Source organism: Amniculibacterium aquaticum, assembly GCF_003852705.1.
Taxonomy (GTDB): domain Bacteria; phylum Bacteroidota; class Bacteroidia; order Flavobacteriales; family Weeksellaceae; genus Amniculibacterium; species Amniculibacterium aquaticum.
Genome location: NZ_REFA01000002.1, coordinates 47440 through 71030, shown reverse-complemented (window position 1 = coordinate 71030; position 23591 = coordinate 47440). Strand labels below are relative to the sequence as shown.

Sequence of the window (23591 nt, the reverse complement as noted above, 5' to 3'; positions counted from 1 at the left end):
TAGGAGCTTATAAAATTATTCTCCTTCAATTCTTCAAATGAAATTTTTGATCTTAACAATCCGATAAAAAGGACAATTTTTCTTATTTTTGAAAGATGAATGCCCAACTAGAACTCCAATTAAAAACCCTTTCTTCCGAACCCGGAGTGTACCGATATTACGACAAGGACAACCAATTGTTGTATGTGGGCAAAGCTAAAAACCTGAAAAAAAGAGTCCTTTCCTACTTCAACAAAACCGTTTCTGGATACAAAACCAAAATAATGGTTGGGAAAATCCACCGTTTAGAAACCACCATTGTCCCCAGCGAATACGATGCCCTTTTACTAGAAAACAACCTGATCAAAGAGCACCAACCCTTCTACAACATCATGATGAAGGACGACAAAACCTACCCGTGGATTTGTATAAAAAATGAAAATTTCCCAAGAGTTTTCCTTACCCGAAACAAGGTAAAAGACGGATCGGAATATTACGGCCCTTATGCCAAAGTAAGACCCGCAAAAGTCCTGCTAGAAACCATAAAAAACATCTACAGACTTCGAACCTGCACTCTGGATCTTTCACAAAAAAAAATTGACGAAGGCAAATACAAGGTCTGCTTGGAGTACCACATCAAAAACTGTGATGGTCCCTGCGAAGGATTGGAAAGCCTGGAGCATTATCAGAAAAAAGTTGAGGCCATCCGTGGGATTATTAAAGGCGATTTCAGAATCGCAAAACAATACCTTTTGGAAGAAATGATGGAGTTTGCCAAAAATCTGGAATTCGAAAAGGCACAAATGACCAAAGAAAAACTGGAACTTTTAGAAGACTACCAAGCCAAACACACCGTGGTGAGCCCCACCATTGACGATGTAGATGTTTTCGGGATGTGCAGCGACGAAACGGCAGTTTTTGTTAACTATTTTAAAATCCGAAACGGAAACATCATACAGAGTTATACCACGGAAATAAAAAAAATATTGGAAGAAAGCGATGAAGAAATCTTGGAAGAAGCCATGATTGAAATACGAAGAAAATTCAACTCCAATTCCAAAGAAATCCTCTTGCCCTTCCACCTGAGTACAGAAATCCCCAATGTAAAATTGTTGGTCCCGAAAATGGGCGACAAAAAAAGAATTGTGGAACTTTCCGAACAAAATGCTAAGGAATACCGAGTTGAAAAACTAAAACAAATACAAATTGTAGATCCGGACCGACACACCAATCGTGTGATGGCCGAGATGAAAAAACTCTTAAAAATGCCTGTAGAACCTCGGCACATCGAAGGTTTCGACAACTCCAACATTCAAGGCACCAATCCCGTTTCGGCCTGTGTGGTTTTTAAAAATGGTAAACCCAGCAAAGCCGACTATCGAATTTTCCACCCAAAAACGGTGGCGGGTCCCAACGATTTTGCCACCATGGAAGAGGTGATCCTCAGAAGGTACTCCAGACTTTTGGATGAAGGCGGAGATTTGCCACAACTGATCCTGATTGACGGTGGAAAAGGCCAACTTTCTTCGGCCATAAAAAGTTTGAAAATATTGGGATTGTACGGCAAGATCACCATCATTGGTATCGCCAAAAGGTTGGAAGAAATCTACTTCCCGAACGATCCCGATCCGTTGTATTTGGACAAAAAATCCGAAACCTTAAAAGTCCTTCAACGCATCCGTGACGAGTCGCATCGGTTTGGGATAAAGCACCACAGAACCCGCAGAAAAAATTCTACCATAAAATCCGAATTGGAAGAAATTCCGGGTGTGGGAGAAAAAACGATTGAGCAACTTTTACAAAAACTAAAGTCGGTAAAACGCGTAAAAGAATCTACAATAGAAGCCTTGGAGGAAATTGTAGGCAAAGCCAAAGCCAAAGTGATTTGGGAGTATTTTAACAGCTAAATTTTTCCCACGAACAGAAAATTACATTTTTTCTGCAACTTTTTTTTGACACATTTTCATCAATAGGAAATCTGAAAGAATCTCGACTTTTGAATCTAGCCCGGATGGAAGCGGCATCCTTTTGTAGGCGAAGGGAAAAGCCTGGGCACAAAAGATACAGCGTACAGCCGGTGGAATTTTGAAAATAAGATCAATCTTGATGCTTCAAAAAAAAAAAAAGAACCTTGCACGGATGCAAAGTTCTATGTTGTATTGTTTTGATTTTTTATTGTTGAAATCGCACTAAAGTTCCTTTCTTAGCCTTGCCACAGGAATGTTGAGCTGCTCCCGATATTTGGCAATGGTTCTTCTGGCAATGTTATAGCCTTTGTCTTTGAGAACGGCTACCAATGCATCATCGGTGAGTGGTTTTCTTTTGTTTTCGTTGTCAATGGCTTCTTGCAAGAAAGTCTTAATCTCTTTGGTCGAAACCTCCTCTCCATCGTCGTTGGTGAGAGAGTCCGAGAACAGATCCTTCAGCAAGATAATTCCGTTGGGTGTGTCGGCATATTTGCTTTTTACCACACGAGATATGGTGGAAATATCAAAACCTGTATCCTCGGCAATGTCCTTTAGAATCATGGGTTTCAGGGATTTTTCATCGCCTGTAATGAAGAATTCTTTTTGGATTTTCACAATTGCTGTTATGGTTTTCAGCAAGGTATTTTGCCTTTGGTTGATGGCATCAATGTACCATTTTGCTGCATCCAATTTTTGTTTAATAAACAGTGCTGCCTGCTTGTGTTCTGTCGATTTTTTATCGTGGGAATAGGTTGTCAGAATATCTTTGTACTCATCAGAAACGCGAAGTGTAGGCGCATTTTTACTGTTCAACATCGCCAAGACTTCGGGTTTTCCATTTTTATTTTCACGAATCTGAATGACAAAATCCGGAATAATTTCTTGGTTGATGGTGATGGTTTGCGTATCAAAATTACCACCCACTTTTGGCGAAAGGTGGGCGATTTCGTCCAAGGCTTCTTTAAGATCCTCTTCTTCGATATCGTATTTTTGAATAATTTTATTGTAATGCTTGTTGGAAAGTGCTTCGAACTGATGTTTCAAAATATTGGCTGCCAATTGAACGGCTTTGTCGGCTACAACTTTTTTCTCGATTTGCAAGATCAAACATTCCTGAAGATTTCTGGCCCCGACTCCCGATGGATCCAACTTCTGTACATAATTTTCCAATACATTTTGCACTTGATCGATGTTGGTATAAACCCCTTGCGAAAAGGCCAAATCATCGACAATGGATTTCAGTTCACGGCGCAGATATCCGTCGTTGTCTAAGTTTCCGATGAGGTATTCGGCAATTTTCAGGTCTTCTTCTTCGATATGGATCAGGTGGATTTGCTCCATCAAATAATCGTACAAGGTTTGTCCTTCGGTCAGAAGACTTTGGCTATCAAACTCTTCATCGTCTGCCGAGTAGTTGCTGGAAGCGGTTTTGTAGGAAGGTTCGTCATCGTACAAATATTCGTCCACATCGAAATCGGTTTCTATGCTTTCGTTACCTTCTTCTTCATATTCTTTACCCAGCTCGTCAAAGTTTTCGTCTTTGTCGTCATCGCTCACTTTTTCCAAAGCAGGATTTTCTTCCAACTCACGCTCCAATTCTTGTTCAAACTCAAGGGTATGAAGCTGAATGAGCTTCATCAACTGAATTTGTTGAGGTGCGAGCTTTTGCCCGAGTTTCATTTGAAGGTGTTGCTTTAGCATGATCTAAGTATCGTTGTCTGTTGAAAAATGATGATGATAAAATATCAATTGACCGATTTGGTGAAATAAATTTACAACTATTTTACACAAATCGGTCAATGCTTAATTTTATATTTTTGTTTAAATTAAAACTCTGCCGTTTTTGGTGTTCTTGGGAAAGGAATTACATCTCGGATGTTGGTCATCCCGGTGATGAAAAGTACCAATCTTTCCAATCCCAAACCGAAACCAGAATGCGGAACCGATCCAAATTTTCGGGTATCCAGATACCACCAAAGTTCGTGTTCGTCCACTTTCATTTTTTCCATTTTGGCTTTCAGTACCGATAGTTTTTCTTCTCTCTGCGATCCACCGATAATCTCGCCAATCCCAGGGAAAAGAACATCCATCGCTCTTACCGTTTTTCCATCTTCGTTCAGTTTCATGTAGAATGCTTTGATTTCTGCAGGATAATCAAACAATACCACTGGACTTTCGAAATGTTTTTCTACCAAATATCTTTCGTGCTCACTTTGAAGATCGCAACCCCAAGCTTCTACCGGGAATTGGAATTTTCCTTTTTTATTTTCTTTGGAGTTCATCAAAATTTCTATGGCTTCTGTGTAAGAAACCCTCATGAATCTCTTTTTCACCACATTCTCCAATTTTTCTATAAGGCCTTCTTTGGCTCTATCTTTTTCTGGTTTTTGTTTTTGTTCTTCGGCAAATCTTTTGTCCAAGAATTCCAAATCGTCTTTGCAATTTTCTAGAACATAAGAAATAACGAATTTTAAGAAATCTTCAGCAAGGTCGATGTTGTCTTCTAAATCGTTGAAAGCGACTTCTGGTTCAACCATCCAAAACTCGGCAAGGTGTCTTGTGGTGTTGGAGTTTTCTGCACGGAAAGTTGGTCCAAAAGTATATACCCTGCCCAATCCCATCATGGCGGTTTCTACATTGAGCTGTCCGGAAACGGTAAGGCTGGTTTTTTTACCAAAGAAATCCGACTCGTAATCTACAGATCCGTCTTCAGTTCTTGGCACTTCATTCAGGTCAAATCCTGTTACGCTGAACATTTCCCCAGCACCTTCGGCATCGGCACCGGTAATAAGAGGAGTGTGAATGTAGAAAAATTCGCCATCGTTGAAGAATTTGTGAATGGCAAAAGAAATGGCATGACGAATTCTAAATACGGCAGAAAACAAATTGGTTCTAAAACGCAAATGCGCCTGATCCCTAAGCACTTCTAAGGAATGTTTTTTAGGTTGAAGCACGGTTTTCTCCAAATCTTCAGAAAAATTATCGCCTAAAATTTCGATTTTCTTGGCAATAATTTCAATATTTTGTCCAGCACCTTGACTTTCTACCACTTCGCCAACAATTTTTAGAGAAGAGGCGGTTTTAATATTTTTAATGGTTTCTTCGTCAAAGGATTCAAAATCCACCACCACTTGTAAGTTGTTGATGGTAGAACCGTCGTTAAGGGCTATAAAACGGTTGGAACGGAATGCTCTAACCCAACCTTGCACGGTAATATCGTGATGAAGAACTTTTTTATAATCTGCTAATAAAGATTTTATCGTTTGTCTTTTCATTTGTAAAAATTCAATGAACCGCAAATTTAGTGATTTTTGGCTTAATTATTGTAAAGTGTGCGATTTCTATGCACAAAATGATTGAAATTATAGAGCGGAAAGCACATTCAATCTTTTTCTCTATTCGTCCCTAACGGCTTTTGTTAGAAACACATCCAACAAGCCGTCCGGCAACTGCATTTTTATTTTCTTTTCGTCTCTGTTAACCTCCAAAATCCAATCTTTGATGATGGGAATGATCACCTCTTTTCCATCCAAATCAAGAATAAAATAATGTTGAGCCGTTTGGTCGTTCACTTCTTTCACCACTCCACAATCCGTACCATCTTGATCCACAATAGAATACCCAACAACTTCGTGATAATAAAATTTCTTTCCTGTCAATATTGGCAAGGTCGATAGCGGGAGAAATACATTTTTCCCGATGCTTTGTTCCACCATTTGCTCACTTGCATTTTTAAACGAAATAATTTTAGTATCGTCTTTGGACCACTGCTGTTTTTCAATAAAAAAAGGAACTAACAATCCGTTTACTTCTAGAAAAACGCCTTCTAATCGATCGTAATGCGAAGGTTGGTCGGTATCTAATTTTAGGATTACATTGCCTTGCAAGCCGTGTTTTCTGGTGATTTTGCCTAAAAAATAGCAATCTTTTTTGTTCATAATAAATCTATAAAATAAGAGAGACGCGAATAAATCGCGTCTCTGCAAAGATAATTATTTTTATAATTTCTTAAGCTTCAGCTTGCTCTTCTCCTTCAGTTGCTGGAGTTTCTTCTGCTACTACTTCTTCAGTAGCTTCAGCTGCTGCTTTAGCATCGGCTTCAGCTTGAGCTGCTGCTGCGATTCTTGCTTCGTTTACTTTAACTTCTGCTTCCAAAGCTGCTTTTTTAGCGTCTGCTTTAGATTGTACCAATCCATCTACTTTACCTTGTACTTTAGCTTCTTTAGCTTCTACCCAAGCTGCAAATCTTTTTTCAGCTTCAGCTTCGTCGAAAGCACCTTTAGCTACACCACCTTGAAGATGTTTTTTGTACAAAGCACCTTTGTAAGAAAGGATTGCTCTAGCGGTATCGGACGGTTGTGCACCGTTGTTCAACCATTGTACTGCTGCATCTACATTCAAATCGATGGTTGCAGGGTTCGTGATTGGATTGTATGTTCCCAATTTCTCGATGAATTTACCATCTCTTTTTGCTCTTGAATCTGCTACTACGATGTGAAAGAAAGGTTTTCCTTTTTTACCGTGTCTTTGTAATCTGATTTTTACTGACATAATTGTTGTTTTTAAGGGATCTCGTCCCGATTAATATTTAAGTGTGCAAAAATAAGTTTTTTTTATTTATCACACAACAAAGTCTTTGACTAAAATTTATTTTTAATTTTCCGCTACATTACCAAGATAGAAAAGCCCGAGGCATTCTTGATTTTCTTCAAGTTCAAAATACGATTTCAGTTGATGAAAAACGGGATGCGAACTCCAATAACATCCCACCTTATGAGCGGTTGCTGTAAGATACATGTTTTGTACCGCCATGGAAACCGCTGCCACCTCTTCCCACTGAGGAACGAGCCCACTGTAATTAACAACGATAGGAATGATTGCTGAAGTCTGACTTATTTTATGGGCAAAATCGTCGTGTTTTTTTTGTAGAAACAAATGTTGCGGTGTGGTTTCTTTGTATATTTTTTGTATCTCCAAACTCAAGTTGGTCAATGCTTCGCCTTTCAACAAATGAAAACGCCAAGGTTTGGTTTTTTTATGATTGGGCGCAAAGTTTGATGATGACAAAATCTCCCCCAAAACCTCATCCTCAATGGGTTTCGAACTATAATTTTTAGGATAGATGCTTCTTCTATTTTCTATAATTTGTTTTAAAATCGTTGCTTCGTTCATGATTCAAATAAATTTTTACAAAAATACAAAAGAAGTGGACAGTTAGAAGGTTGAATTTAGATTTAAGACAATCCTATTAATATTCAAGAACTTACACATAAAAACATAAACAGAAATTGTTATAATTATTTATATTACTAAAATAGATTATTACCCATAAATCAATTTCAAATACAATGTAAAATCCTAAATTTGCAGCATGAAAATCTCTACGAAAGAAGTCCGAATACAGGAAATTGTCCTTTTATTTTATAGAATATTTTTAGTTTTTGTTTTTTATCAAATCGCCAGATTGCTGTTTTGGTGGTACAACAAAGAGCTCATCAAGGTCGATTCGGTTTCCGACTACCTCAGTTTGGCCTATCACGGCACCCAGTTCGATACCACCGCCATACTGTATGTCAATGGACTTTTTATTCTGCTCAGCATCCTGCCGTTGACCATAAACACTAAAAAAGTCTATCAGAAATTTTTGTTTTGGCTGTATTTCATCACCAACGGAATCGCTTTCATCATGAATTTTGGGGATTTTATTTATTTCAAATTTTCACAAGCACGACTGACCACCACTGCCCTTCATGTTGCACAAAACGAAACCAATATTTCTAAGGTTTTTGGGATTTCATTAATTCAAAATCCATCGGTTGCTGTTGCTTTTGTACTTTGCATGTCAATTTGGGTATTTCTCTATAAAAAATTAAGTGTTGACGAACAAAAACCTACAAAACTCATCCCTTACTTCATCAGCTCCATCGTTTCCCTTTGCGTCATTGTCACTTTAGCCATAGGTGGTATCCGGGGCGATTTCAAGCACAGCACACGACCTGTAAACCTGGTGGATGCCAACCGTTATGTCAAAAATCCGGTGCAGGCCAACCTGGTTCTTAATTCTGTTTTTTCATTTTTCAGAACCATGAATACCAATAATTTTGAATTGGTAAATTTTGTTGATGAAAAATACATCGACCAAAACATTGTCCCGTACAAAAGCTATCCCACCCGCAATGTAGAATCCAAACCCAACATCGTCATTTTTATATTAGAAAGTTTTGGCAAAGAATATTCCGGTGCCTTCAACAAGGACACAAAAATCAAAAATTTTGTTTCTTACACTCCTTTTGTAGATAGCCTTGCACAACACAGTATGATCTGGACCAATGCCTTTGCCAACGGCAGACAATCCATCCATGGGATGAGTTCTATCCTGGCCGGAATCCCCAGCCTGACGGATGCATTTACCAGCTCACCATTTTCCAATCAAAAAATACAATCCATAGTTTCCATCACCAACGAAATGGGCTACGACACCTCGTTTTACCACGGTGCTTCCAACGGCAGTATGGGATTTTTAGGCTTTGGGAACATCTTGGGTTTCAAACATTATTTTGGGAAAACAGAATACAACAACGATCAGGATTTTGATGGGATTTGGGGGATTTGGGACGAGCCGTTCTTCCAATATTTCGCTAAAAATTTGGATAAAACCAAACAACCTTTCATGTCCACACTTTTCAGCGTATCCTCTCATCATCCTTTTAAGGTACCGGAAAAATATAAAGGCAAATTCAAAAAAGGACCGTTAGAAATCCACGAACCGATTGGATATACCGATTTTGCCTTGAAGAAATTCTTTGAAACCGCCAAAAAAATGCCTTGGTACCACAACACCATTTTTGTTTTGGTTGCCGACCACACCAACCAAATTGGCTATCCAGAATACGAAAAAGCAATGAATCGTTTTGCCATTCCGGTTTTATTTTACTCGCCCAATCCCAAATACAACTTGACGGGAAACATCACAAAGACCACGCAACAAATGGACATTTACCCAACTTTAGCAGATCTGATTGGTTATCCTAAAAAAATTAGATCTTGGGGACAAAGTGTACTTTCGGAAAACCAAGGTACACCAATTGTTGTAAACTCCGATTCGGTGATGGAAAACTTCATTATCGGGAATTTCATTTATCGTTTTGATGGAAAAAATGTAGTCGCAGTGTATAAAAAAGATGACCTGAATATGGAAAACAACATTTTGGGAAAAATAAAAAATCCTGAAATAGACAAAGGAATTACACTATCCAAGGCTTGGTACCAAGACTACATGAATAGGGTGATCAATAGAAAGCTAAACTAACAACAATCTTTTAAAACCTTTGGCATATTTATTGAAAATCAGACAACAAATAATAAAAATGTTTATTATTTGAAAAAATTATTTAATTTTAACCAAATAAATATTAAACGATATGAAAAAATTATTTTTTGCATTTGGAGCCTTGCTGATGGGTACGCTTTCTTATGCACAAATAGAAGGAAAATGGAAAACGATAGACGATGAAACAGGAAAAGCAAAATCCATCATCGAAATTTATAAAAAATCGGACGGCAAATATTATGGAAAAATATCCCAACTCCTAACAAAGCCAGAACACGACACTTGTGTAAAATGCAAGGACGACAGAAAAAATAAACCATTGATTGGTTTGGAAATCGTAAGAGATCTTAGTAAAGATGGAGATGAATTTTCTGGCGGCACCATCACAGATCCTAAAAATGGAAAAGTCTATAAATGCATTATTAAAAAAGACGGCAACAACCTGAATGTAAGAGGCTACATCGGATTCTCATTAATCGGAAGAAGTCAAATTTGGCATAAAGCGAATTAAATTTAACATAAAATAACACCCACCAAGACCATCCAAAAAAAAGGATGGTCTTGGCATTTAAACTGTATTGAAAGTAGAAAATTTTCTAAAATTAAAAATGAATTCACAACATAATAAGAAAATCGTTAATTTTGCAGTTCAAATTTAAAATTAAACTATGGCAGAATATACTTTTCGTGAAGTAATTGCACAAGCAATGAGCGAAGAAATGCGCAAAGACGAGTCGATTTATTTGATGGGTGAAGAAGTAGCAGAGTACAACGGTGCTTACAAAGCTTCTAAAGGAATGTTGGACGAGTTTGGTCCCAAAAGAGTGATAGACACCCCCATTGCCGAACTTGGTTTTGCCGGTATTTCTGTAGGTGCTGCCATGAACGGCAACCGACCGATTGTTGAGTTCATGACCTTTAACTTCTCGTTGGTAGGGATTGACCAAATCATCAACAATGCTGCAAAAATTAGACAAATGAGCGGTGGACAATGGAACTGCCCTATCGTTTTCCGTGGTCCAACGGCATCTGCGGGACAATTGGGAGCCACACACTCACAAGCGTTGGAAAGCTGGTACGCCAACTGTCCGGGACTGAAAGTGGTAGTACCGTCTAACCCTTACGATGCAAAAGGATTGTTGAAAACAGCCATTCAAGATAATGACCCTGTAATTTTCATGGAATCCGAACAAATGTACGGTGACAAAATGGAAATTCCAGAAGAAGAATATTACATCCCAATTGGAAAAGCCGATATCAAAAAAGAAGGTAAAGATGTTACTTTGGTATCTTTTGGTAAAATTATGAAATTGGCTCTTCAAGCAGCTGAAGACATGGAAAAAGAAGGAATTTCTGTGGAGGTTATCGACCTAAGAACGGTACGACCTTTGGATTACGAAACCGTATTAACTTCTGTAAGAAAAACCAACCGTTTGGTTATATTGGAAGAGGCTTGGCCATTTGCAAGTGTTGCTTCGGAAATTACTTACATGGTTCAGCAAAAAGCTTTCGATTATTTGGATGCCCCAATCAAAAGAATCACCACTCCAGATGCACCTGCACCTTATTCTGCTGCTTTATTTGCAGAATGGTTTCCAAAATTGGAAAAGGTAAAAGAAGAAATCAAAAAAGCGATGTATGTAAAAGCATAAATCAAAACACACCAATTAAGACGCATTTATTTGCGTCTTTTTTTGTTTAAACACGGTTTTTTTATATTTTCATTATGCTTTTTTTCATTTAACAGCAAAAGTAAATATATTAACAATCAAACAATTAGACAACAAGCACAGTAATTTATTTACAATACTTTCATTTAAGCAATGATAAAAAACCGCTCGATTTAAAAATAAATTTATATTTGCAAATTATTTTCAGAAAATGGCAAAAAGCACTGAAGGGGGTCATCATTTTGACACCAAAAAATTAACTTTTATTGGAGTACTTGTTTCTTTAGGCATCGTCTTTGGAGACATCGGAACCTCTCCTCTCTATGTAATGAAAGCCATCGTTTCGGCTTTTAAATCCGGATCAGCCCTGCCTTTTGATGAATACATCGAAGGAGCGCTATCTTGTGTTATCTGGACACTCACCTTACAAACGACCATCAAATATGTCATCATCGCACTTCGCGCTGATAACAAAGGCGAAGGCGGTATTTTGGCTCTCTTTTCTTTGGTGAAAAATTTAAAAAAAGGATGGCTTTACCTGATTGCCATTGTCGGCGCAGCGGCTTTGGTGGCAGACGGAGTCATCACCCCTTCATTAACCGTGATGTCGGCTATTGAAGGTTTACAAATCTACAACCCGCATACACCTGTTGTGCTGATCACTTGTGTGATACTTTTGGTTATTTTCATCATCCAACAATTTGGTACCAGTTTTATTGGAAAATATTTTGGACCTGTTATGGTCATTTGGTTTTTGGTTTTGGGAGGTATTGGCACCATGCATTTGCTAACCAATTTTGAAATTCTAAAAGCTTTCAACCCCTATTATGCGTACAATTTGATTGTAGAATCTCCTAGTGCCATTATTATTTTAGGTGCAGTATTCTTATGTACAACGGGTGCAGAAGCACTTTATTCGGATCTTGGACATTGTGGTAAAATCAATATTCGTGTCAGTTGGGCTTTTGTAAAAATCATGCTGATCCTAAATTATTTGGGACAAGGCGCATGGTTATTGAATGAACATAATGCAGGAAAAACCGTAAGCATCAATCCATTTTTTGGCATCATGCCCGAATGGTTTGTTATTCCCGGGGTTATTTTGGCTACTGCCGCCGCTATTATTGCCAGTCAAGCCTTGATCTCCGGATCATTTACCATTTTTTCTGAAGCGATGTCTCTTAATTTTTGGCCCAACCAAAAAATCGATTATCCATCCGGAGTAAAAGGTCAGATGTACATCCCTAGAATCAATTGGGGATTGCTGCTATTTTGTTTAATTGTCGTTCTACACTTCGAAGAGTCCGGCAAAATGGAGGCTGCCTACGGACTTTCCATTACGGTAACCATGTTGATGACCTCCATACTTTTGGTATATTGGTTGCTGAAGAAAAGAGCCAATAAATTATTGATTTTGGCATTTATCATTGTTTATTTATCCATAGAAATAGGGTTTTTCTCGGCCAACATCATTAAGTTTTTTGAAGGCGGTTGGATTACCGTTGTACTTGGTGGTTTTATCGGGATATGCATGTATGCTTGGTTCAACGGGAGACGCATCAAAACCAAATTCATCACTTTTGTAAAATTGGACAAGTATGTACCCATCATCAAGGACATGAAATTGGACGAGACCATCCCTAAATATGCAACCAACCTGGCCTTTTTGAGCCGTGCCAAAAGAGAAGATGAAATTGAATCCAAGATCATCTACTCCATCATAAGAAAACAACCGAAAAGAGCCGATCATTACTTCATTCTCAACATCATTAACCAAGAAGACCCATATACCTTCAAATATTTTGTGGATGAAATTATGCCGGGAACCATCTACAGAATAAATTTCTTACTCGGTTTTAAAGTAGATCGTAGAATTAACGACTATTTTGATCAGGTACTGAAGGACATGATTGAGGATGAGGTTATTTCCGGAAGAAGCTCGCATCCATCGCTCAGAGATCACAACATCCCACCGGATTTGAAATATGTAATCATTGACAACACTTACATCAATGAAACTTTACTTACGGTGAAAGAAAAAATCACACTCAATATTTATAATTTTGTAAAATACATAGGCAGTGACGATTTCAAAGCTTGGGGAGTATCTCCACACAATGTGGTGGTAGAGTCGGCACCAATTATGGATCAAGAGATTGTAACTCGAAAAATAGAACAGTTGAAGACCAACCACAGATAAAAAAGTAAGGCTACCGAAACAGGTAGCCTTATTTGTTTTTAATGAGAGTAACTTTACAGATTATTTCTCCTCTCTTTTCGCCAATTCCCAGAGATGATCCAACTCGTCAATCGACAATTGATCCAACTGGTATTGGTTTTTTTCCGCCATTTTTTCCATTTTCTGAAAGCGGTTGATGAATTTCTGATTGGTTTTTTCCAGCGCCGTATCCGGATTGATGCCGATGATCCTGGCGTGGTTGATGATGGAAAATAAAACATCGCCCAATTCCATTTCCTTTTTCACAGGATCGTCTTCGTACATGAATTCGGCAAATTCTTCTTCAATTTTTTTCCAAGATTGATCTTTGTTTGGAAAATCAAAGCCCACACCTTTCACTTTATCTTGTATTCTGTACGCTTTTACCAAACTGGGCAAACCTTTTGGAACTCCCGACAAAATGGACTTATTTCCTTCTTTCAGTTTTAATTTTTCCCAATTTTGTTTCACCTCTTCCTCATCAGCAACTTCGACATCTCCATAAATATGCGGATGTCTAAAGATAAGTTTTTCATTCAGCGCATTGATGACATCGGCAATATCGAAAGAGCGAGTCTCTGAACCCAATTTGGCATAAAATACCAAATGCAAAAGCACATCTCCCAACTCTTTTTTTATTTCGGGTAAATCTTCTTTCAGGATAGAATCTGAGAGTTCATAGACCTCTTCCAAAGTCAGATGTCGGAGCGATTGCCAATCTTGCTTTTTGTCCCAAGGACATTTCTCTCGCAAGTCGTCCATAATATCCAGCAATTTACCGAATGCTTCTAATTTTTGTTCTTTGGTATTCATCATCAAAAAAAATTAGCCCTCAGATTGCTCTTCTTGTTGTTCATTTTTAAAAAAAGAAAAACTCACATTGCCGTACTTTCTGGTTTCCATCAACAAAGGATGATCCCATTTCATACGACTTTGATGCTCCAAGATAAACACTCCGTTTTCTTTAAGAAAAGGATTGTTCATCACCGTTGCAACCAATTCATGGTATTTTTCGACTTCCATATCGTACGGAGGATCTGCAAATACTATGTCGTATTGCTTTTTACCTCTTTGTTTTTTTAGCCATTCAAAAACATCGGCTCTTTGGATGTTCAAAGCTAAAGACAGTCCTAGATCTGCTGCAGTTGAATGGATGAAACCCGCATGTTTGGTATTCATTTCAACAGAGGTTACATCCTGACAATATCTGGAGGCAAATTCTAAGGAAATAGATCCAATCCCGGCAAAGAGATCCAACACCGAGCAAAACTCGACATCGTATCGGTTATCTAAAATACTGAACAAGGCTTCTTTGGCAAAATCCGTAGTGGGTCTTACTTCAAAATGTTTTGGTGCAGCTATTTTTTTGGCCTTCCATTGACCACTAATGATTCTGTACATAAAAATAATTGTATTTATTAGGCTTTAGATAAAGCTTAATTTAAAATGAAATTTTTTCCCGGAAGATTATCAAAGATAATTTTCAGGTGTTTCACAAACTTTCGAAGTTCAGAAATAAAAGTATCGTTTTCTGTAGTTTCTCCATAGACATAAAAGTAAGTATCTTGGGTACCAAAACCAATTTTACTAAGGGTAAACATGATGAAATACAAGAAATCGACCTCTGAATTGACATCCAAATTGTTGTACAAAACCACTTGCTTTTCGCTAAGGGCAAAAAACTCGCATTGTTGGTGGTATAAGTTGATGTGTATTTCTTTCTTATGCTTGTGCACAAGGGTATTGAGAAACTTTTCGCCGGAAAAATTAAAAGCGACTTCTGCAGATTGTCTTTTTAGTTTTTGATATAAATTCTGTGGAAAGGAATAATAAAATTGAACTCTGAATTTTTTATTGATGGATAGCATCAACTCTTCATTTTCTTGATCTACAGGAGCGTTTAGAGCCAACAAATCGTAACCCAAATCGTGCTGATTAAAGTGATCCGGTGTTATCGAAAAGTGATTGAGCGCAGAAACTACAGAGATTTCTTTGAAATCCTTTTTAGCTAAAACCTCATCTAATTTTTCAGAAACAGAAAATATTTCCTGATCTGGTGCTGGCAAAAACGATTGCTCTTCCAATACGCTTTTATTTTTTAAAATTTGGTACTGAAGTCCGTCTTTTGTAAATAACAATTTTAATTTCTCCATAGGTTGAAAACGCAAATTTATTAAAATAATCCGTCTTATAAAATTCATGATAAAAATAAGTGAGCAATATCATTTGTTGCATGACAAGAAATATAAGTACCTTTAACCCAACAAAATTAAGTACAATGAAAAAATTAGTAGGATTATTTTTAATGTTGTTTTCCGTAATGCTTTTCGCTCAAAAAAAATTGGACAAACAAGTGGTTGAATCCGGATGCGGAATGTGCATCTACAACATGAAAAGCGATAAAGGTTGCGCCATAGCTGTGAAAATTGACGGTAAACCTTATTATGTTGAAGGAGTAAGCAAAAAATCCCTTGGCGATGCTCATGCAGATGATGGATATTGCAATATCACTAAAAAAGCATTGGTGAGTGGAGAGTTGAAAAACAACAAGTTCTACGCCACCAGCTTCAGCTTTGTTGCCGAAGAGCCAAAGAAAAAGTAAACCAAATTATATTGTTAAATAGAACTTCGATGAAGGTAAATGTACTTTTATCGAAGTTTTTTTTATTGAAAAAACACCATAATATTTCCCGATTGTTGCTTCAGGACTTCCATGTGATGTATTTCTAGTCCGACCTGATTTTCCAGTACACGAACGACCATTTGTTGCAGTGTACCATCTCCGATACCGTGGACAATTTCCAATTTTTTCAAACGATTTTCTCTGCAGAAATCCAAAGTGTCCATCAGTTTCTTTTTTTGGATAAACAACCTCTCAAAACTGCTAAATTCTATGGGATTATCCACCAGTTTTTCAAAATGAAGATCCAAAACCAAATGATTTTTGTTGTGCTTTTTGGATACTATCTTTTTTGCCGTTTCGTTTTTTTTATTAACCGTCATATCCGCATACAACGATTTGTCTTTTAGTACCACTTCTTTTTTGGGATAGCGATGAATAAAGCCAAATTCGTCTTTAAAACAGACTACATCTCCCTGACAAGAGGTGACCATCCCCTCCAGATCTTCATCCAATACCGAAACTACATCTCCAATTTTCATCTTAAAATTATCTTGTTCCCAATTCGATCACTTCCAAATCTTTAATTTCATCACCATCGATTACAAACCGCAACAGGGTTCTCATCTTATGCCAACCAACATTACCACAAGCCCCAGGATTAAGGTGCAACAACGAATTATTCTGATCGTACATCACTTTTAGAATATGAGAATGTCCAGAAATAAACATCTTAGGTTGGTGTTTTTTCAGTTCAGATTTTGCAAGCGCGGTGTATTTCCCGGGATATCCACCAATGTGAATCATCAAAACTTTAACATTTTCGCAGAAAAAACTCAATACTTCAGGAAATTCAGCTCTCACGCCAGCATCATCAATATTGCCATAAACTCCTCTCAGAGGTTTTATATTCTTCAGTTCATCGATAACTCCGGAGCCAAAATCTCCGCAATGCCAGATTTCATCTGCTTGTTTGGCATATTCTAAAATCCTAGAATCGATATACGAGTGGGTATCTGAAAGAAGTAAAACTTTGGTCATGATGGGGGTAAAATTAACCAAAATTATACAAAATACAAGTTCAAAATATTTTTACAACAAATCGAGTTGCTGCTTTAGCAGATCTGAAAATTCTTTTTTAGAAATCAGTCCGGATTTTCGCCAAATCTGAACTTCATTATTTATAAGAATAAAAGTGGGTACCGACTTCACATCAAAATATTCGGCAATGGGAAGATGCTCATCTACATCAATGGAAATAAAGTTGATGCTGTTACCGAATTTTAACTTTAATTCTTTGATGATATTTTCCATGGTTTGGCAAGAACCACAGGTTTTGGAATGGAACTTGACAAGTGCCGGTAAAGAAGAGGAATGCATCATCCCAAAAAAATTAAATATTTTGAGGTTCGTAGAAGAAGATCATTTTTTTGTCTGCTGCATCAAAATCCGACCACTTGTTGCAATTGATTTCGAAGCCTGCAACACCACAGGTTGGGAAATGAAAGAGTCCTTCGGTAAGGTAATTGGCAAAATTAGAAATCCCGTTGTTATGCGAAAACATGGCGATGGAAGTATCGCTATCGTCCAAATCGTAGATCACAGACAGGAAATTATTTTCTGAAGGATTGTAAAGTTTTGAATTAATTGTTGAGTCTGTTTCGAAAATTTCGTTGAAAATTTCACAAGTCTTCAGAGCCCTTTTTGCGGGGCTGGATATTAATTTATCAAATTCTAATCCTCGAGTTTTTAAAAATTCCGACATTTTTTGAGCCTCATCTACTCCGGATTCAGCTAAAGGTCTATCGATATCTTCAGTATTTTCGGGCCAATCGCTTTTTGCATGCCGAACGAGAATTAGCTTTTTCATATCATGGTATTTTAGAATAAACTAAATTAAAAATAATTTTCGAAATGCGGACTAAAATAAATCATGCACTCCATATTTTTTAAAATTTAGTACATTTGCAAATCTATGGGACAAATATTAGCACTGGACTACGGAAAAGCGAGATGTGGTCTTGCAGCAACGGATGATTTGCAAATGATTGCCAGCGGATTAGAAACCGTTGCCACACAAGGCTTGATGGACTTTTTTAAAAAGTACTACAGCCAAAATACGATCGATATTTTGGTGGTTGGCCAACCAGTAGATTTAAAAGGAAATATGTCGGAGGTAGAAAATGACATTTTAGAATTCATTAATAAATTCTCGATGGAATTTCCAGAAATAAAAATAGAAAGGATGGACGAAAGATTCACCTCTAAGATGGCTTCATTTTTCATAAGCCAGAGCGGAAAGAATAAGAAAGCCAGACAAGATAAAGGACTGATTGATAAAATGAGTGCTACAATAATTTTACAAAATTTTTTAGAAGTTAGAACAAGATGATATTACCAGTAAGAGCCTTTGGGGATCCGGTTTTAAGAAAAATATGCCACAACATAGACGCCGACTATCCCGAACTGAACGCTTTGATAGACAGCATGTACGAGACCATGTACGGTGCCAACGGCATTGGATTGGCAGCGCCACAAGTTGGCTTAGACATTCGTTTGTTTATCGTAGATGTCTCTCCATTGGCGGAAGATGAAGATTATGCCGATATTGCCGAAGAGTTGAAATCTTTTAGAAAGGTTTTCATCAATGCTCAAATCTTAGAAGAAAGCGGCGAAGAATGGAAGTTTAATGAAGGTTGTCTTTCTATTCCTGATGTTCGTGAAGATGTCAAGAGAAAAGAAACCATCGTGATAGAATATTATGACGAAAATTTCGTTAAAAAAACCGAAACTTATTCGGATATTCGTGCCCGTGTTATTCAACATGAATACGACCACATCGAAGGAGTGCTTTTTACCGATCATCTTTCTCCTCTGAAAAAGAAATTGGTAAAAGGAAAACTTAGCAAAATAACACAAGGGGAAGTTGGAGTATCGTACAAAATGAGATTCCCCAAATAATTATAATTAATAAAATATTACAAAAAATAAAGCATTATGCAGTTAGAGAAAATCATTTCAATTTCTGGTAAACCAGGGCTTTTCAAACTTGTTTCTCAAGTAAGAAACGGATTCATTATTGAAGACATTACAACTAGAAAAAAAGTAAGTATCGGAAACTCTTCACAAGTGAGTTTGTTGGATAATATCGCCATGTTCACTTTCGAGAAAGAAGTTCCTTTGTTCGAAGTATTCGAAAACATTGCAAAAGTAACAGATTTCAAAGAAACCATTCCCCACAAATCGAAAGATGCTGATTTAAAGGATTTCATGGAAAAAGCGTTGCCTAACTACGATACAGAAAGAGTGTACATTTCGGATATCAAAAAATTGGCACAATGGTACAACCTACTTCAAAAAGCAGGATACATCACTCCGGAAAGCTTTGTAAAAGCGGAAGAAGTAAAAGAAACCGTTACTGAAGCTGAGGTTGTTGCTGAAGAACCGGCTAAGAAAACAACTAAAAAAGCAGCTGCACCTAAAGCTGAAAAAGAAGAAGCAGCTCCTAAAGCTAAAGCTAAAAAAGCTGTAAAAAAAGAAAATTAATCTCCAATAGATTACCGTATAAAAAATACTCCTTAGAGAAAATCTGAGGAGTATTTTATTGAATTACAGTTTGTTACTACAATAATTTATGAACCAACTGTATGGAATTTCCAAATATTTTCTTAGAAATTTTTTCAAAATTCTTGGTCAGATCCGACAGATAAAACTGATATTCCGGTTGGTTATTTCTAGAATTTAGAAGATTGTTTTTCTCTAAAATCTGCTTTAATTCGTTAGCAACAATATTTGGAGAATCAATAACACGAACTCTATTTCCGTAGAATTGTTTTATTTCATCCAACAACAACGGATAGTGGGTGCAACCCAAAATTAGCGTCTCAATATCTTTCAACTTACTGCTACTAAGATAATTATAAATAATAGCATGAGTTATCGGATGATTTCTGAATCCTTCTTCGATCGCAGGGACAAGAAGCGGAGTTGCAAGCTCGTCCACTTTTATAAACTTGTTGTGTTTACGAATGGTTTTCTTGTACAAGCCCGTATTTACGGTTGCTTTGGTGGCAATAACTCCAATATTGTTATGCAACTCGAAAGCTACTTTTTCAGCAACAGGATTGATGACATCAATAACAGGTACTTTATCGACTACCAAATCCAAAACCTCTTTCAAAGCATTTGCCGTTGCCGAATTACAAGCAATCACAATGGCCTTACAATTATTTTCGAGTAAGAAATTGGTGATCTTGGTTACATACCCCACAATGGCTTCTTTGGATTTCTCTCCATACGGCAAATGCTTGGTATCGCCGTAGTAAATAAAGTTTTCGTTCGGTAATAATCGTTTTATTTCTTTGGCTACGGTAAGTCCACCAACACCGGAATCAAAAATCCCGATGGGTTGCTGTGCGGAAAGATGGCTGTAATCTTTGGTATTTTTTTTCAAAATGAAAATTTTGTGCAAAATTAATGAATTAAGGTCGATTCAAATTCAAAAGTGTAGAAAATTATTCCAACAAAAACAGATCCGAAGCAATACCATCGGCCATGAACCAATGCTTTTCTGGGATTTTTAGATATCCATTTTCTATTTCCAAAATTCCTTGATCCATTTTGGGTTGAATGGATTGCTCCAAATGCTCCATAAACTTATCGGAAAAATTGGATTTCATCCAATTCAAGCTGAGTCCCCAACTCGTTCTTAGACCTATCATCAAGGCTTCGTTGTATCGGTCGTAGTCCGAAAGCGTTTCTTCTTCTTTCGGTAATTTTTCTTGGTTCAGATCTCGGATGTAATGGATGTTATTGGATACATTCCAACTTCTGGTATTACGGCCATCGTAAGAATGCGCAGACGGTCCGAGTCCTAAATAGGGTTGGTACTTCCAATACGCCGCATTGTGCTTGGAATGGAATCCAGGTTTGGCAAAATTAGAAATTTCATAATGTTCAAAACCTTGATTTTTCAAAAAATCGACCATCCAATAAAATTCTTCATTTTGATGCGACTCGTTGGGAGACGATATTTTTCCACTTTTTATCCATTGGTTCAAAGCGGTTTTAGGTTCAACGGTCAGTGCATAGGACGAAACATGAGGCACCTGAAGTACAATGGTTTTATTAAGATTTTCCTTCCACATTTCTAAATTGGAAGTTGGACTGCCATAAATAAGGTCGATGCTGATGTTTTCCAACCCAATATCCTGAGCTCTTTTGATGGCCGAATCGGCTTCTGAAGCATTATGAGCACGATTCATCAGTTTCAAATCTTCATCAAAAAAACTTTGCACACCAACCGACAATCGGTTAATTCCTGAAGTACTAAGTTCTTTCACATATTTTGCTGTTAGATCATCCGGATTGGCTTCTAAAGTAATCTCGATATTGGAGTCAAAATCAAAATATTTTTGAATTTTTTCCAAGATTCTTTTTATTTCATCCACCGACAAAAGAGAAGGTGTACCGCCACCAAAATACAAAGTCTTTAACCGTTTACTCTCCAACTCTTTCTCGCGAAGATCGATTTCTTTATGGAGCGCCAATAGAAAATCGTCCTTGGAGTGAATTGAGGTTGAAAAATGGAAATTGCAATAACTGCATTTCTGTTTGCAATAAGGAATGTGAATGTATATCATAAAAAAGCTCCGAATATTTCGGAGCTCAAAATTATTGATTTTTTTCTTAGTATCTGAAACCTCTTCTGTTCAAAACATTCTCGAAGTTGTAACCAACGCCTAACATAAAGCTGTTGCCACCGTATTTTTGAATATCTGACAATCCGATGTTGTAAGTAGCACCGAAAACAAACTTGTTGAATTTTGCTTTAATAACCGGTGAAATCTCAAGAGATTGGTTGTCGTATCTGTTTTGAACATATCTAAAACTTGCACCTGCAGAAAATGAAGTATTGTCGTTATAGAATGTACCCAACAAGCTGGCATCCATTGTTCTGGAAGAGTTGGTATTCAGGTTAATCATCGCTTGTGGAGTCACATACATGTTATCCGCAAAATGCCAATCGTATCCTAAGTTTAAGAAAATCTTGATTGGTGAAGGTTCAATACCATTAACGATGGATTGATCGTTGGAAAGAGCAATGTCATTCACGGAAACACCTCCGAATAAATTTCTATAAGAAGCTGCTAAACCTAAATTGGCATAAACCATGAAGATGTTGCTGCCATCTCCTTGCAACAATTGGTCGTTTTGGTTTTCTACATTGATTTTTGTGTAATCAAAATTCATATTATATGCAGAAACACTTGTACCGAATGAGAATTGATCTTTTCTTTCTCCTTCATCTGAAATCGGAATAAAATAAGACAAACCTGCTGTCAGTCCACCCGAAGAAATAGGTCCATTCGCATCTCTAAAAATGGAAATACCGGCACCTAATCTATCATAGATATTTGCATGAACCCCCACGGATTGCACATTTGGGGAGTCATCAAACTTTGAGAATTGTTTTTGGTAATTTAAGTTTACATGAATGTCATCTGTCTTACCGTATTGTGCGGGGTTGAACAAGAAATCACCGTCCAAAAGATATTGTTGATAGTAGGGCAATGTTTCTTGAGCTTGATAGGCCCCCGACATGAAGGCTAAACATACGATAGCATATAGTTTTTTCATAACAAATCTGAATTTCAATTCAACAAATATAAACAAAAACTTGATATAAATTTAATTTTCTAAATATTTTCTCCATTTTTTTACGGCATTCTCCATATCCTCCGGCATTTTGCTTTCAAAATACATTTCTTTTTTGGTGGTTGGATGTACAAAACCCAAAGTATGAGCATGCAAGGCATGTCTCGGCAATACCTCGAACATATTTTGTATAAACTGCTTATACTTAGGCAAATTCACACCACGGAGTGCCACATGACCTTCATAACGCTCGTCGTTGAACAAGGTATGACCAATGTGACGAAAATGCGCTCGAATCTGATGCGTTCTACCGGTTTCCAATTTGCATTCCACCCAAGTCATGTACCGAAATCGTTCTAAGACTTTGAAATGGGTAACGGCATGTTTTCCTTGGCTGCCGTCTTCATAAACCGACATTTGCATTCTATTTTTGGGATGCCTCCCAATATGTCCACGAATGACTCCTTCATCATCTTGTAAATTGCCCCAAACAAAAGCCCAATAGAGCCTTTTGGTGGTACGATCAAAAAATTGTTTGGCCAAAAAACTCAAGGCATATTCGTTTTTGGCAATTACCAAAAGTCCGGAGGTATCTTTATCAATTCGATGCACCAAGCCTACCCTATCCAGATCCGATTTTTCGCCATTTTTTTCAAAATGAAATGCCAATGCATTCACCAAAGTTCCGTCCCAATTTCCAAATCCAGGATGGACTACCATTCCCGGTTCTTTATCGACGACTACCAAGTCCTCATCTTCATAAACGATATTCACAGGGATATCCTGAGGTACGATGACATTTTCTCGTGGTGGATGTGCCAGTAAAACCGAAATTTGATCGCCAGGTTTCACACGGTAATTTTGTTTTACCGGATTGCCATTCACCACAACATTTCCTGCTCTGCAGGTTTGTGAAATCTTATTTCTAGACGAATTTTGTCGGTAAATTAATAAAAATTTATCAATCCTTTGGGGTTCCGTATTTTTATCAACAACAATATTCAGATGCTCAAAGAGTCCGGTATTTTCGTCTTCCAAAGCAGCATTTTCCAATGAAAAATTCTCTTCTAAAAAATCTTCATTTTCTTCCATCTTTTTCTATTCAAAATTAAAACGGCTTCAACTTAACATTGAAGCCGTAGCTTTATAT

General features: G+C 37.3%; 25 protein-coding genes. 9 read left to right on the top strand and 16 right to left on the bottom strand.

What is annotated here, in order from left to right:
- The first annotated feature begins 95 nt into the window (after window positions 1–95).
- Window positions 96–1886, top strand: coding sequence for an excinuclease ABC subunit UvrC (gene uvrC / locus EIY84_RS01725; RefSeq protein WP_124639875.1), 1791 nt, complete (start codon window positions 96–98; stop codon window positions 1884–1886).
- 282 nt (window positions 1887–2168) lie between these two features.
- Here uvrC and rpoN read toward each other — a convergent pair whose 3' ends face one another.
- The 5 genes from rpoN to EIY84_RS01700 form a co-directional block, all read right to left on the bottom strand.
- Entirely contained in the window at window positions 2169–3647 is a 1479-nt protein-coding gene (rpoN, locus tag EIY84_RS01720) for an RNA polymerase factor sigma-54 (protein ID WP_124639873.1), read from the bottom strand.
- Between the two features lie 125 nt (window positions 3648–3772).
- Window positions 3773–5221, bottom strand: coding sequence for an asparagine--tRNA ligase (gene asnS / locus EIY84_RS01715; protein WP_124639870.1), 1449 nt, complete (start codon window positions 5219–5221; stop codon window positions 3773–3775).
- Between the two features lie 120 nt (window positions 5222–5341).
- Window positions 5342–5884: a ribosome maturation factor RimM gene (gene rimM, locus EIY84_RS01710; RefSeq protein WP_124639868.1), complete on the bottom strand. Its 543-nt coding sequence runs from the start codon at window positions 5882–5884 to the stop codon at window positions 5342–5344.
- Window positions 5885–5954: 70 nt separating this feature from the next.
- Window positions 5955–6497, bottom strand: coding sequence for a 30S ribosomal protein S16 (locus EIY84_RS01705; RefSeq protein ID WP_124639866.1), 543 nt, complete (start codon window positions 6495–6497; stop codon window positions 5955–5957).
- 102 nt (window positions 6498–6599) lie between these two features.
- Complete coding sequence (locus EIY84_RS01700; RefSeq protein ID WP_124639864.1) at window positions 6600–7118, bottom strand: nitroreductase family protein; 519 nt, start codon at window positions 7116–7118, stop codon at window positions 6600–6602.
- A 199-nt stretch (window positions 7119–7317) separates the two neighbouring features.
- Here EIY84_RS01700 and EIY84_RS01695 point away from each other — a divergent pair, with 199 nt between their 5' ends.
- From EIY84_RS01695 to EIY84_RS01680, 4 genes are all read left to right on the top strand, one after another.
- Entirely contained in the window at window positions 7318–9255 is a 1938-nt protein-coding gene (locus EIY84_RS01695; protein ID WP_124639862.1) for an LTA synthase family protein, read from the top strand.
- Between the two features lie 112 nt (window positions 9256–9367).
- Window positions 9368–9787 (top strand): DUF2147 domain-containing protein, encoded by a 420-nt coding sequence (locus tag EIY84_RS01690; RefSeq protein WP_124639860.1) that lies wholly within the window; start codon window positions 9368–9370, stop codon window positions 9785–9787.
- 157 nt (window positions 9788–9944) lie between these two features.
- Window positions 9945–10928 (top strand): pyruvate dehydrogenase complex E1 component subunit beta, encoded by a 984-nt coding sequence (locus EIY84_RS01685; RefSeq protein WP_124639858.1) that lies wholly within the window; start codon window positions 9945–9947, stop codon window positions 10926–10928.
- Window positions 10929–11157: 229 nt separating this feature from the next.
- Window positions 11158–13146: a KUP/HAK/KT family potassium transporter gene (locus EIY84_RS01680; protein WP_124639856.1), complete on the top strand. Its 1989-nt coding sequence runs from the start codon at window positions 11158–11160 to the stop codon at window positions 13144–13146.
- Between the two features lie 60 nt (window positions 13147–13206).
- On the opposite strand, the gene mazG is transcribed toward EIY84_RS01680, so the two are convergent.
- The 3 genes from mazG to EIY84_RS01665 are packed head-to-tail and all read right to left on the bottom strand — an operon-like array spanning window position 13207 to window position 15317.
- Window positions 13207–13977, bottom strand: coding sequence for a nucleoside triphosphate pyrophosphohydrolase (mazG, locus tag EIY84_RS01675; protein WP_124639980.1), 771 nt, complete (start codon window positions 13975–13977; stop codon window positions 13207–13209).
- A 12-nt stretch (window positions 13978–13989) separates the two neighbouring features.
- Window positions 13990–14565: an RsmD family RNA methyltransferase gene (locus tag EIY84_RS01670; RefSeq protein ID WP_124639854.1), complete on the bottom strand. Its 576-nt coding sequence runs from the start codon at window positions 14563–14565 to the stop codon at window positions 13990–13992.
- Window positions 14566–14600: 35 nt separating this feature from the next.
- The gene (locus EIY84_RS01665) at window positions 14601–15317 is read right to left on the bottom strand and encodes a DUF3822 family protein (RefSeq protein ID WP_124639852.1); all 717 of its coding nucleotides are present in this window, start codon (window positions 15315–15317) and stop codon (window positions 14601–14603) included.
- Between the two features lie 125 nt (window positions 15318–15442).
- On the opposite strand from EIY84_RS01665, the gene EIY84_RS01660 reads away from it, so the two are divergent.
- Window positions 15443–15766 (top strand): DUF6370 family protein, encoded by a 324-nt coding sequence (locus EIY84_RS01660; protein ID WP_241154715.1) that lies wholly within the window; start codon window positions 15443–15445, stop codon window positions 15764–15766.
- Between the two features lie 62 nt (window positions 15767–15828).
- On the opposite strand, the gene EIY84_RS01655 is transcribed toward EIY84_RS01660, so the two are convergent.
- Genes EIY84_RS01655 through EIY84_RS01640 form a run of 4 tightly spaced genes read right to left on the bottom strand, consistent with a single transcriptional unit; the run spans window position 15829 to window position 17654 of the window.
- Window positions 15829–16326, bottom strand: coding sequence for a Smr/MutS family protein (locus EIY84_RS01655; protein ID WP_124639850.1), 498 nt, complete (start codon window positions 16324–16326; stop codon window positions 15829–15831).
- A gap of 7 nt (window positions 16327–16333) precedes the next feature.
- Window positions 16334–16825, bottom strand: a complete 492-nt coding sequence (locus EIY84_RS01650) for a metallophosphoesterase family protein (protein ID WP_124639848.1) — start codon at window positions 16823–16825, stop codon at window positions 16334–16336.
- 51 nt (window positions 16826–16876) lie between these two features.
- On the bottom strand, window positions 16877–17167 hold the full coding sequence (locus tag EIY84_RS01645) for a thioredoxin family protein (RefSeq protein ID WP_124639846.1): 291 nt from the start codon (window positions 17165–17167) through the stop codon (window positions 16877–16879).
- Between the two features lie 10 nt (window positions 17168–17177).
- Entirely contained in the window at window positions 17178–17654 is a 477-nt protein-coding gene (locus EIY84_RS01640) for a SixA phosphatase family protein (protein WP_124639844.1), read from the bottom strand.
- A 105-nt stretch (window positions 17655–17759) separates the two neighbouring features.
- Between EIY84_RS01640 and ruvX the strand changes: the two genes are divergently transcribed.
- Genes ruvX through EIY84_RS01625 form a run of 3 tightly spaced genes read left to right on the top strand, consistent with a single transcriptional unit; the run spans window position 17760 to window position 19330 of the window.
- Complete coding sequence (ruvX, locus tag EIY84_RS01635; protein ID WP_124639842.1) at window positions 17760–18176, top strand: Holliday junction resolvase RuvX; 417 nt, start codon at window positions 17760–17762, stop codon at window positions 18174–18176.
- A complete protein-coding gene (gene def, locus EIY84_RS01630) occupies window positions 18173–18745 on the top strand; it encodes a peptide deformylase (protein ID WP_124639840.1) in 573 nt (190 codons plus the stop codon). Before ruvX ends, def begins: the two co-directional genes overlap by 4 nt.
- A gap of 36 nt (window positions 18746–18781) precedes the next feature.
- A complete protein-coding gene (locus EIY84_RS01625; protein WP_124639838.1) occupies window positions 18782–19330 on the top strand; it encodes a DUF5606 family protein in 549 nt (182 codons plus the stop codon).
- Window positions 19331–19406: 76 nt separating this feature from the next.
- Here the strand turns inward: EIY84_RS01625 and murI are convergent, their stop codons facing one another.
- The 4 genes from murI to EIY84_RS01605 form a co-directional block, all read right to left on the bottom strand.
- The gene (murI, locus tag EIY84_RS01620; RefSeq protein WP_124639836.1) at window positions 19407–20237 is read right to left on the bottom strand and encodes a glutamate racemase; all 831 of its coding nucleotides are present in this window, start codon (window positions 20235–20237) and stop codon (window positions 19407–19409) included.
- Window positions 20238–20298: 61 nt separating this feature from the next.
- Window positions 20299–21426 (bottom strand): radical SAM family heme chaperone HemW, encoded by a 1128-nt coding sequence (gene hemW / locus EIY84_RS01615; protein ID WP_124639834.1) that lies wholly within the window; start codon window positions 21424–21426, stop codon window positions 20299–20301.
- A 46-nt stretch (window positions 21427–21472) separates the two neighbouring features.
- On the bottom strand, window positions 21473–22423 hold the full coding sequence (locus tag EIY84_RS01610) for a PorP/SprF family type IX secretion system membrane protein (protein WP_124639832.1): 951 nt from the start codon (window positions 22421–22423) through the stop codon (window positions 21473–21475).
- Between the two features lie 51 nt (window positions 22424–22474).
- Window positions 22475–23533: an RluA family pseudouridine synthase gene (locus EIY84_RS01605; protein WP_124639830.1), complete on the bottom strand. Its 1059-nt coding sequence runs from the start codon at window positions 23531–23533 to the stop codon at window positions 22475–22477.
- Window positions 23534–23591: the final 58 nt, after the last annotated feature.

Coding starts and splice junctions, on each gene's coding strand:
- uvrC (WP_124639875.1), top strand. CDS start 96: ATGAATGCCCAACTAGAACTCCAATTAAAAACCCTTTCTTCCGAACCC.
- rpoN (WP_124639873.1), bottom strand. CDS start 3,647: ATGCTAAAGCAACACCTTCAAATGAAACTCGGGCAAAAGCTCGCACCT.
- asnS (WP_124639870.1), bottom strand. CDS start 5,221: ATGAAAAGACAAACGATAAAATCTTTATTAGCAGATTATAAAAAAGTT.
- rimM (WP_124639868.1), bottom strand. CDS start 5,884: ATGAACAAAAAAGATTGCTATTTTTTAGGCAAAATCACCAGAAAACAC.
- EIY84_RS01705 (WP_124639866.1), bottom strand. CDS start 6,497: ATGTCAGTAAAAATCAGATTACAAAGACACGGTAAAAAAGGAAAACCT.
- EIY84_RS01700 (WP_124639864.1), bottom strand. CDS start 7,118: ATGAACGAAGCAACGATTTTAAAACAAATTATAGAAAATAGAAGAAGC.
- EIY84_RS01695 (WP_124639862.1), top strand. CDS start 7,318: ATGAAAATCTCTACGAAAGAAGTCCGAATACAGGAAATTGTCCTTTTA.
- EIY84_RS01690 (WP_124639860.1), top strand. CDS start 9,368: ATGAAAAAATTATTTTTTGCATTTGGAGCCTTGCTGATGGGTACGCTT.
- EIY84_RS01685 (WP_124639858.1), top strand. CDS start 9,945: ATGGCAGAATATACTTTTCGTGAAGTAATTGCACAAGCAATGAGCGAA.
- EIY84_RS01680 (WP_124639856.1), top strand. CDS start 11,158: ATGGCAAAAAGCACTGAAGGGGGTCATCATTTTGACACCAAAAAATTA.
- mazG (WP_124639980.1), bottom strand. CDS start 13,977: ATGAATACCAAAGAACAAAAATTAGAAGCATTCGGTAAATTGCTGGAT.
- EIY84_RS01670 (WP_124639854.1), bottom strand. CDS start 14,565: ATGTACAGAATCATTAGTGGTCAATGGAAGGCCAAAAAAATAGCTGCA.
- EIY84_RS01665 (WP_124639852.1), bottom strand. CDS start 15,317: ATGGAGAAATTAAAATTGTTATTTACAAAAGACGGACTTCAGTACCAA.
- EIY84_RS01660 (WP_241154715.1), top strand. CDS start 15,443: ATGAAAAAATTAGTAGGATTATTTTTAATGTTGTTTTCCGTAATGCTT.
- EIY84_RS01655 (WP_124639850.1), bottom strand. CDS start 16,326: ATGAAAATTGGAGATGTAGTTTCGGTATTGGATGAAGATCTGGAGGGG.
- EIY84_RS01650 (WP_124639848.1), bottom strand. CDS start 16,825: ATGACCAAAGTTTTACTTCTTTCAGATACCCACTCGTATATCGATTCT.
- EIY84_RS01645 (WP_124639846.1), bottom strand. CDS start 17,167: ATGATGCATTCCTCTTCTTTACCGGCACTTGTCAAGTTCCATTCCAAA.
- EIY84_RS01640 (WP_124639844.1), bottom strand. CDS start 17,654: ATGAAAAAGCTAATTCTCGTTCGGCATGCAAAAAGCGATTGGCCCGAA.
- ruvX (WP_124639842.1), top strand. CDS start 17,760: ATGGGACAAATATTAGCACTGGACTACGGAAAAGCGAGATGTGGTCTT.
- def (WP_124639840.1), top strand. CDS start 18,173: ATGATATTACCAGTAAGAGCCTTTGGGGATCCGGTTTTAAGAAAAATA.
- EIY84_RS01625 (WP_124639838.1), top strand. CDS start 18,782: ATGCAGTTAGAGAAAATCATTTCAATTTCTGGTAAACCAGGGCTTTTC.
- hemW (WP_124639834.1), bottom strand. CDS start 21,426: ATGATATACATTCACATTCCTTATTGCAAACAGAAATGCAGTTATTGC.
- EIY84_RS01610 (WP_124639832.1), bottom strand. CDS start 22,423: ATGAAAAAACTATATGCTATCGTATGTTTAGCCTTCATGTCGGGGGCC.
- EIY84_RS01605 (WP_124639830.1), bottom strand. CDS start 23,533: ATGGAAGAAAATGAAGATTTTTTAGAAGAGAATTTTTCATTGGAAAAT.